Raw genomic sequence first — 10,036 nt, 5'->3', positions numbered from 1 at the left:
ACGAAGCCGAAACGTCGGCACTCGTTGATACTTTTGGGGGAACCGGCTGCGACGGAGGCTCGTCAGGCAATTTTCTCCACACCAACAACAACGCCAGGCACGTTAATACAATAATGGCGTACAGCGGGGCTACCAGCCCATAGGTAACCAGCAGGCCAGCCAACCCCGGCCCCAGTATTTGCCCGAGATTATTGGCAGACGTGACCCGACTGAGCGTGGCCACCGAATGCAGGTTCTGCTGCCGCACATAGCCTATTACATAGCCAACCGCCGCTGGCGGTGTGGCCGACATAATAGTGGATTGCGCCACCCGCGTTGCCAATAAGCACCCAAACAGCGCGTAGCCGGTAAGCCATTCTGCGAGCCCAACACTAAACACACTGGCAAAACACAGGGTCCCTAGGGAATACCCCGACAAACCATAAATGAGTGTACGCCGATTACCCACCCGGGCCGCATAGTAGCTCCACCGGGTGCTACCCAGTGCAAAAATACAGGCAGACGACGACAGTATTGCCGCTACCTGAAGCTCGGACAGTCCGGTTTCCCTGCCAAGGGCTGGCAGTATTGTCATCACCACGCTTTGCCCCATGGCTGTAGCCAACAGGGCAATAAAAAGCACCAGCGTTACCATAGTCGACGGGTAAGCCGGTGCACGAGGTACAACTGTGTCGCCATATAAGGCTTAGTATTAGCTGTTGATTTCAAATAAAGCTGCCATGCCCATACCGCCGCCAATACACATGGTAGTAACCGCATAACGGGCTTTACGACGCTGTCCCTCCAACAACGCATGACCCACCATACGGGCGCCACTCATGCCATAAGGGTGACCAATCGAAATAGCCCCGCCATTGACGTTGAGCTTGTCGTTATCGATACCCAGCTTGTCGCGGCAATACAGTACCTGCACCGCAAACGCTTCATTCAGCTCCCACAAATCAATATCGTTCACGGTTAAGCCATGACGCTTTAACAGCTTGGGTACCGCGAATACCGGGCCAATGCCCATTTCATCGGGCTCACAGCCGGTGACAACCATGCCGCGATAAGTACCCAGTACCGGTAGGTTGCGTTTTTGTGCTTCCTTTGCCGACATCATGACACTGGCAGATGCTCCGTCCGACAACTGACTGGCGTTACCGGCGGTAATGGTGCCTCCGTCGATTACCGGATTCAGACCCGCGAGGCCATCCAACGTAGTGGTCGGGCGGTTGCACTCATCAGACGTAGCGGTTTTATTTACCAGCTCAGTGGTATCCGTGGTTTTGTCGTATTGCGTGTGCACAACATCCATTGGCACAATTTCGTTGTCGTAAATACCGTTTTGCTGAGCTGCCGCTGTGCGCTGCTGACTCTGCAATGCGTATTCGTCCATTTGCTCACGACTAATACCATAGCGCTTGGCCACAATTTCGGCGGTTTCAATCATCGACAAATAAATACCGGAGTGCTTCGCTTTCAACGCCTCGCTGTGAGCGCGGAATTTATTCATGTTGTTGTTCTGCACCAACGAGATGGAATCCAGCCCACCCGCAACCGCTACCGGTGCGCCATCGACAATAATGCGCTGTGCCGCCATACTGATGGCCTGCAAACCAGAAGAGCAAAAACGGTTAATGGTTACGCCGGCGGTAGTCACCGGTAAGCCCGCCATGAGTGCAGCCTGACGACCAATGTTGCCGCCTGTAGCGCCTTCCGGCAGACCACAACCAATTAATACATCCTCTACTTCTGCGCCGTCGATACCGGCACGTTGCACTGCCTGGGCAATCGCATGGCCGGCTAACTCTGCGCCATGGGTATTGTTGAACGACCCTCGGTACGCTTTGCCAATGGGCGTGCGTGCGGTACTTACAATTACTGCATCAGTCACAATCTCTCTCCTCAACTATTTAGATGACAGGTCAGCAAAACTGCGACCTTGTTCGGCAAGGGTTTTCAGTAATGGCGCAACCTGCCAGTCGTCGCCGTAGCGCGCCTGGAACTGTTCCATGTCAGCCACAATCGAGGGCAAGCCCACGGTATCGGCATAAAACATCGGGCCGCCGCGGTATACCGGGAAGCCATAGCCATAGATGTACACCACATCAATATCAGACGGACGCTGGGCAATGCCTTCGTCCAGAATCAGGGCCGCTTCATTGATCAGCGGGTAAATAAGGCGTTTTACGATTTCTTCATCGTCGATATCGCGGGGTTCGCAACCCAGTGCATCCATCGCCTCTTTAATGATGGCGTCGACTTCCGGATCAGGAATAGGCGTGCGTGAGCCTTCTTCATAGCGGTAGTAACCTTTGCCTGCTTTCTGGCCCAAACGCCCTGCTTCTACCAAACGGTCTGCAATAGCGCCGTCGGTCTCGGGCACATATTCTCCGCGTTCACGGCGTTCTTTACGCACGCGATAACCCACGTCCAGTCCAGCCAAATCGCCCATGGTGAGCGGGCCCATGGCCATACCAAAGTCATACAGGGCTTTATCGATACGTGCCGGCGATACGCCTTCCAATAACAGTGCACCCGCCTCACGGCCGTAGCCTTTCAGCATGCGGTTACCAATAAAGCCGTCACACACACCAGACACCACGCCCACTTTATTAATGTGCTTGGCCAGTTTCATGGCGGTGGCGAGTACGTCGTCGGCTGTGCTGTCGGCGCGCACGACTTCCAGCAAGCGCATAATGTTAGCCGGACTGAAGAAGTGCAGACCAATCACGTCCTGTGGACGCGAGGTAAATGACGCAATGGTGTTTACGTCAAGCGTAGAGGTGTTACTGGCCAGAATGGCACCGGGCTTACAGTATTTGTCGAGCTTGGTGAACACGTCCTGTTTAACCGCCATGCTTTCAAACACCGCTTCAATCACCAGATCCACGTCGCCCAAGTCGGCATAGTTGTCGGTGCCCGACACCAGTTGTTTTGCGGCCGCGGCCTGCTCTTCACTCATGCGCCCTTTTGCTACCTGGCCATCGTAATAACGGTGAATATGTTTAATGCCGCGCTCCAGTGCTTCAAAGCTCAGCTCAAGCATGGTCACCGGAATGCCTTTATTAGTGAAGTTGATAGCAATGCCGCTCCCCATGGTGCCTGCACCAATAATGGCGACACTGTTGATATCTCGTGTCGGCGTGCCTTTCGACAGGCCTTGCACCTGAGCAGCCATGCGTTCCGCAAAGAACATATGACGTTGCGATTTCGACTGCGTGCCTTGCATCAGTTCCAAAAACAGCTCGCGCTCTTTCTTCATGCCATCGGCAAAATCCAGCTCTACCGCTGCCTGCACGGTATCGACACAGCGCTGGGGCGCGTCAAAGCCGCGACGGGTTTTCGCCAGCTTGGCGCGGAACTGGTCAAATATGGCCGGGTCAGACACCGTTGCCGTTAACTCGCTTATACGGCGAAGCGGTGCATTATTACTTACCACTTCTTTAGCAAACGCAATCGCCGCGCTTTGCAGATCATCGCTTACCACTTTATCGATCAAGCCTGCCTTGGCGGCTTCTTTACTCGATACCTTACGGCCGCTGGTGATCATATCCAGCGCCAATTCCACACCGGCGATACGCGGTAAACGTTGAGTACCGCCTGCGCCAGGCAGAATTCCCAGCAACACTTCAGGCAGGCCAACTTTGGCAGAATCCAGTGCCACCCGGTAATGGCATGTCAGTGCGACTTCCAGACCACCGCCCAGTGCCGTGCCATGTAATGCCGCCACCATAGGCTTGGTCAGGGTATCCATTTCGCTTAATAAATCGGGCAGTGCCGGTGGTTGCATGGGTTTACCAAACTCGGTGATATCCGCCCCGGCAATAAAGGTGTTACCACGACAGCTCAGCACAATGGCGTCAACCGCGGCATTTTGCTCGGCTTCACGCAGCGTTGTTTGCAACCCACTTCGTACAGCAAAAGACAATGCATTTACCGGCGGGTTATCTACTTCGATGACGGCGACGTTGTCGACGATATGCATCATTACAGCAGAAGTCATAGTGTGTTTCCTGTATGAGTAAGTTGTGGGCATACTAACCCAACACAATTAAATTTGTAAAATACAATTTCACCATGCGGTATTTAAAAATCATTTAGCCAATAATATGTGACGAAAACGACGTGTTTAGTGCTATGTTTCGCCCCGCTGCGTCCACTTGAGTGCTGTTCAGTTCACTATTCACACTAAATTGTTAAGTTTATGTAGACTTAAAGTTTCGCTATGCGGTATTATTTTTCGCGATATATCAATTTGAACAGACAGACATTGAACGCATTGAAATAGGACGATTATGAAAAGTGAACAGTTTTCAGATTATGGCGAGGCGCTCTGCAGCCATGATTACCCAACACCGGTACCAGAAGCGAACCAGGTACTGATAAAGATTGATGCCTGTGGCGTGTGTCACAGCGATATTCACGTATGGGAAGGCTATTTCGATTTAGGCGGCGACCACAAAATTGATATGCGCGGCAGCCATAAACTGCCTTTTACACTCGGCCATGAAATAGCGGGTGAGGTCGTGGCCTGTGGCGATCAATCCGATGCCAACGTTGGCGACAAAGTCATTGTGTACCCGTGGATAGGTTGCGGCAAATGCCCACTGTGTAAGGCCGACAAAGAACACCTCTGCTATCAGCCCAAATCACTGGGTATTGCCGTAGACGGTGGCTTCAGCGACTATGTGGTAGTGCCAGACAGCAAGTATCTGTTCCCGCTGAAAGACCTGCCAGCCGAGCTGGGCTGTACCTACGCCTGCTCCGGCGTAACGGCTTACAGCGCCATCGAACAAATCAAAGATATCGTACAAGGACGTCAGCTACTGATCATTGGTGCAGGCGGCGTGGGCCTGAGCGGTCTGGCGGTTGCTAAAGCCCTGCTCGACTGCGAAATTATTGTGGCCGATATCGACGAATCCAAACGTCAGCTTGCATTAGATGAAGGTGCCGATGCGGTTATCGATCCGCGCGATCAGGCTGCGCTTGGTGCGCTCATCAAACGCACTTACGGTGGCGTAGCAGCTGCCGTTGACTTTGTGGGTTCCGATCGCAGTGCCGGTTTCGGCGTTCAGGCCCTGAATAAAGGCAGCACATTGGTTGTGGTAGGTTTGTTCGGCGGAGCCATGCCGCTGTCGGTGCCAATTCTGCCGCTGAAAGCCATTACGATTAAAGGTTCGTTTGTGGGTAGCCTCAGCGACATGCACGCGCTCATGGCGCTGGTGCATGCAGGTAAAATTGCCCCCATCAAAATTTCTCAGCGCGACATGTGCTGTGCCCACCAGACACTGGAAGATCTGCGCGACGGTAAAGTGGCCGGCCGCGTAGTACTTACCCCTGACACAGCAGGAGACAAATAATGAAAGCCGTGATTTGCAATGAATTTGCCCCACTGGACCAGCTCGCTTTTGGGGAATGGCCCCTGCCTGTTGCCGGTAACGACGAAGCCTTAATAAAGGTAAGTGCCATCGGCGTAAACTTCCCGGATGCACTATTAGTACAAGGCTTATATCAGGCCAAACCTGAGCGCCCGTTTGTACCCGGTGCCGAGTTTTCCGGCGTGGTGGAAGGCGTAGGCGATAACGTGACTCACCTTAAAAAAGGCGATCGCGTTGTGGGTCTTAGTACCAACTATAGTGCCTGTGCCGAATTCATCAGTGTACCGGCTGCGCGTTTAATTCCGGTACCAGAAGCTATTCCCATGAACGAAGCAGCCGGCTTAATACTGGCTCACGGTACTGCCCATTACGCACTTAAACAACGCGCTAATTTGCAAGCGGGTGAAACCTTACTGGTATTAGGCGCCGCAGGCGGCACAGGCTTGGCAGCTGTACAAATTGGCAAGGCTATGGGAGCCCAGGTTATTGCGGGCTGCTCAAGTGAAGAAAAACTAGCGCTTGCTAAAGAAAACGGCGCCGACGAGCTGATTAACTACAGCAGCGACGATCTGCAGACCCAACTGCGCGCATTGACCAACGGCAAAGGCGTAGATGTGGTTTATGACCCGGTAGGCGGCCAGCTATTCGATATATGTACCCGCAATATGGCCCCTGAAGGACGACTACTGGTCGTCGGTTTTGCCGGCGGTGATATTCCCAAGTTTCCGGTAAACCTGGCGCTGGTAAAAGAGTACGCCTTGGTGGGCGTGTTCTTTGGTGCTTTTACCCGACGCGACCCGGTAGCCTATGCCGACAATATGCGTGAACTGCTCGACTGGTATCAATCCGGCAAAGTACACGTGCACATTGATGCCACCTACCCACTTTCCAACACCGCCGAAGCGTTTGCCGATGTGATTAATCGCAAAGCCCGCGGCAAGCTGATTATTTCGCCTCTTATCAATGTTTAACACGGCTTAACACAGCGAGGACACTATGCATTTTGAACACAGCGAACGCGTAAAACAGTTGCAGCAGCAACTGACCGCCTTTATGGACGCGCATATTTATCCGCGCCTGCAACAATACCGCGACGAAGTAAAAGCCGGGCAATATCCGGTGTCATTTATGGCCGACCTGAAAGCACTGGCGAAGAGCGAAGGACTATGGAATTTATTTCTGCCAGGGTTACAAGACAACGAACCCGGCACGCGCCTGAGTAATCTGGAATATGCCCCGCTGGCGGAAATCATGGGCCGGGTACCCTGGTGCTCAGAAGTCTTTAACTGCAATGCGCCCGATACCGGCAACATGGAGTTACTGCATTTATTTGCCACGCCCGAGCAGCGCGAACAATGGTTGAACCCGTTACTGAACGGTGAAATACGCTCAGCCTTTGCCATGACCGAACCCGACGTAGGCTCATCGGATGCCACCAATATTCAGACCCGCATTGCACGCGACGGTGACGACTATATTGTGTCGGGCCGCAAATGGTATATCTCCAACTCGGCGCATCCCCACTGTAAGCTGTTTATATTAATGGGCAAAACCGATCCGGATAACCCCAATCCGCACCACCAGCAAAGTATGGTGCTGATCCCTCGCGACGCCCCCGGCGTGAAGATTCTACGTAACTTAAAAGTCATGAATCACACTAACCCCCATGGGCATTGTGAGATCCTGTTCGACAACGTACGCATACCGGCCAGTAATTTACTGGGCGAGGAAGGCAAAGGCTTTGCCATGGCCCAGGCGAGACTAGGCCCGGGCCGCATTCACCATTGTATGCGCTCCATCGGACAAGCCGAACTGGCCCTACAGCTATTAATAGGCAGGGCACAGGAACGCAAAACCAATGGCAAGTTTTTGTATCAGCACGGTGCCGTAGCCGACTGGATAGCCCGCTCGCGGATAGAAATAGAGCAAGCGCGCCTACTGGTACTCAAAGCCGCCTGGAAAATAGATGAGGTGGGATCTAAAGCAGCCGCCGATGATATCTCCTTAATCAAAGCACTCATCCCTACCCTGCACACCACGGTAGTAGACCGGGCGATGCAAACTTTCGGCGCCATGGGCACCTCGGAAGATCTGCCGCTGGCCGATATGTGGTCGCAGGGGCGAGCACTGCGCTACGCAGACGGTCCTGACGAAGTGCATATCCGCAAAATCGCCCGTATGGAAATCAAACGCACCAACGAAAAAGCGGTGGATGTCAGCCATTTTTATTTTCGTCCTGAATATGACGAAATAAATTAAAAATGAACTGTTGATTTCGCTATGTGAAACTGTATACTGCAAATGATGATTGATTAACCTATTATTGGGCGTCACTTTTGCAGGATACAGTTTTATGAATATTAATTTCTCCGAACAAGAACTGGCCTTCCAACAGGAAGTGCAAACCTTCTTCCGCGAAGAACTGCCAGAATCCGTTCAGGCACACATCGACAACGGGTTAAGCTTTAGTGCTGAAGTCACCGTTGCTTACCAAAAAGCGCTATACAAAAAAGGCTGGGCTGGCATTAATTGGCCAGTTGAACACGGTGGCACCGGCTGGACGCCCACACAGAAATACATTTTCCAAACCGAATCAGCCAAGGCAAAAGCGCCACGCCAGATCCCATTTGGTTACTCGATGGTTGCGCCAATCATTTACACCTTTGGCAACGAAGAACAAAAACAGCGCTTCCTGCCTGACATTCTGGCGTCGAACACCTGGTGGTGTCAGGGCTACTCTGAGCCGAATGCCGGATCTGACCTGGCCGGTTTAAAAACCCGCGCCGTACGCGATGGCGATCACTACATTGTTAACGGTACCAAAACCTGGACAACACTGGGTCATCACGCCGACTGGATTTTCTGTCTTGTTCGTACCAGCGACGAAGACAGCAAACAAAAAGGCATCAGCTTTTTACTTATCGACATGACCTCACCGGGCGTATCGGTAAAACCAATTATTACCCTGGACGGCCGCCGCGAAGTAAACGAAGTAGCATTCCAGGACGTGAAAGTACCGGTAGAAAACCTGGTAGGTGAAGAAGGCCGCGGCTGGACTTACGCCAAGGTACTGCTGACCCACGAACGCACCAACATTGCTGGTGTGGCGGTTTCCAAGCAGCGCCTGAGCGCCTTGTACGACTTGCTAAACCAGCCACCAGCAGGCTGCCCGGACCTGAAAAACAACAGTGTGTTTATGAGCCGTGTTGTACAGGTTGAGATGGAGCTTAAAGCACTGGAGTTCACCGACTTACGCGTGCTGTCTTCAGTCAGTACTGGTACCGCACCGGGCCCAGAGTCATCCATTCTGAAAATCAAAGGCACCGAGATCCAACAGGCACTGGACGAACTCTATGTGGAGATCGCCGGCATCTATGCGCTGCCCTTTGTACCCGAGCAGTACGACGAAGCTGGTTACGAGCCTCGCATTGAGCCGTTCTTCGCACCGAATGCCGCGCCGCATTACTACAACAACCGTAAGGTCACTATTTATGGTGGCAGTAACGAGATTCAGAAAAACATTATTGCCAAGCAAGTGCTTGGACTGTAACGGGAGTCAATCATGGATTTTGCATTAAATGATATTCAGCAAATGCTGAAAGACAGCGCCGGTAAATTCATTCACAACGATTACGACTTTGAAACGCGCCAAAAGCACAGTCATTCAGAACTGGGCTACAGCGAAGACAACTGGCAGTTGTTTGCAGAACTGGGCTGGCTGGCCCTGCCCTTTGCTGAAGAATTTGGTGGCCTTGACGGCAACGCAACCGACCTGATGGTGTTAATGACCGAGTTGGGCAAAGGCCTGATTGTCGAGCCTTACCTGTCTACCGTAGTACTGGCCGGTAACGCTATTCAGCGCGGCGGCACGGCTGAGCAAAAAGATACCTTGATTGGCGGCATTGTGGGCGGCGAACTAAAACTGGCGTTTGCCGGTTTGGAAGCCCAGTCAGCTACCGACATCAGCAGCATTAGTACACAAGCCAGCACAGCAGGCAGCGGTGTAGTACTCAACGGTAAGAAGCAGGTTGTACTGCACGCCCAGAGCGCCGACAAACTGGTTGTGGCCGCGCGTTCACATAACAACAACGACAACATTGCCCTGTACCTGGTAGACGCCAACGCCGAAGGCGTTGCAGCGCATCACTACCCGACTAACGATGGTGCCCGAGCCAGCGACCTGACCTTTACCAACGTCGCCGCCGAACTTCTGGGCGACAGCGACGATGCGGCAGCTGTGATTCAGGCTGTACTGAATGACGCCATTGTAGCCGTATCGGCAGAAGCCGTTGGCGTGATGGACAAAATGCTCGCAGCCACGGTGGAGTACACCAAAGTGCGCAAGCAGTTCGACGTGCCCATTGCGAAGTTCCAGATCCTGCAACACAACATGGTCGACATGTTTATGGAATGCGAACAAGCCCGCTCAATGGTGTATTACGCGGCTATCACCATTGGTGAAAGTGACAGCGAAGAAGCAGTAGCAGAAGCCAATAAAGCCAGCCAGTTCCTGAAATGGAAAGTGGGTCAGGCAGCGCGTCTGGTAGGCCAAACCGCAGTGCAACTGCACGGCGGCATGGGCGTGACCGATGAACTGGACGTAGGCCACATGTTCAAACGCCTTACCATGATCAACACCTTGTTTGGCTCCATGGACATCCACTTAGACAACC

At 52.8% G+C, this 10,036-nt stretch carries 8 protein-coding genes; 5 read left to right on the top strand and 3 right to left on the bottom strand.

Features of this window, described 5'->3' with window-relative positions; translation table 11 throughout:
• The 3 genes from AC4MRN_RS16520 to AC4MRN_RS16510 form a co-directional block, all read right to left on the bottom strand.
• Positions 1-622, bottom strand: a 622-nt coding sequence (locus tag AC4MRN_RS16520; RefSeq protein ID WP_491203894.1) for an MFS transporter, incomplete at its 3' end; no start/stop codon positions are given.
• A gap of 69 nt (positions 623-691) precedes the next feature.
• A complete protein-coding gene (locus tag AC4MRN_RS16515; RefSeq protein ID WP_491203893.1) occupies positions 692-1,876 on the bottom strand; it encodes an acetyl-CoA C-acyltransferase in 1,185 nt (394 codons plus the stop codon).
• 15 nt (positions 1,877-1,891) lie between these two features.
• Positions 1,892-3,988, bottom strand: coding sequence for a 3-hydroxyacyl-CoA dehydrogenase NAD-binding domain-containing protein (locus tag AC4MRN_RS16510; RefSeq protein ID WP_491203892.1), 2,097 nt, complete (start codon positions 3,986-3,988; stop codon positions 1,892-1,894).
• 292 nt (positions 3,989-4,280) lie between these two features.
• Between AC4MRN_RS16510 and AC4MRN_RS16505 the strand changes: the two genes are divergently transcribed.
• From AC4MRN_RS16505 to AC4MRN_RS16485, 5 genes are all read left to right on the top strand, one after another.
• Complete coding sequence (locus tag AC4MRN_RS16505; RefSeq protein WP_491203891.1) at positions 4,281-5,345, top strand: alcohol dehydrogenase; 1,065 nt, start codon at positions 4,281-4,283, stop codon at positions 5,343-5,345.
• Complete coding sequence (locus tag AC4MRN_RS16500) at positions 5,345-6,334, top strand: NADPH:quinone oxidoreductase family protein (protein WP_491203890.1); 990 nt, start codon at positions 5,345-5,347, stop codon at positions 6,332-6,334. The genes AC4MRN_RS16505 and AC4MRN_RS16500 overlap by 1 nt, the downstream gene beginning before the upstream one ends.
• 25 nt (positions 6,335-6,359) lie before the next feature.
• Entirely contained in the window at positions 6,360-7,622 is a 1,263-nt protein-coding gene (locus AC4MRN_RS16495; RefSeq protein WP_370240008.1) for an acyl-CoA dehydrogenase family protein, read from the top strand.
• A gap of 94 nt (positions 7,623-7,716) precedes the next feature.
• Positions 7,717-8,913 carry an acyl-CoA dehydrogenase family protein gene (locus AC4MRN_RS16490; protein WP_073323486.1) on the top strand — a complete coding sequence of 399 codons (1,197 nt, stop codon included), beginning with the start codon at positions 7,717-7,719 and terminating at the stop codon, positions 8,911-8,913.
• A 12-nt stretch (positions 8,914-8,925) separates the two neighbouring features.
• On the top strand, positions 8,926-10,036 hold a 1,111-nt coding region (locus tag AC4MRN_RS16485; protein ID WP_491203889.1), incomplete at its 3' end, for an acyl-CoA dehydrogenase family protein.

Source organism: Marisediminitalea sp. (genome assembly GCF_984433645.1).
This window is presented reverse-complemented; position numbering and strand designations above follow the sequence as displayed.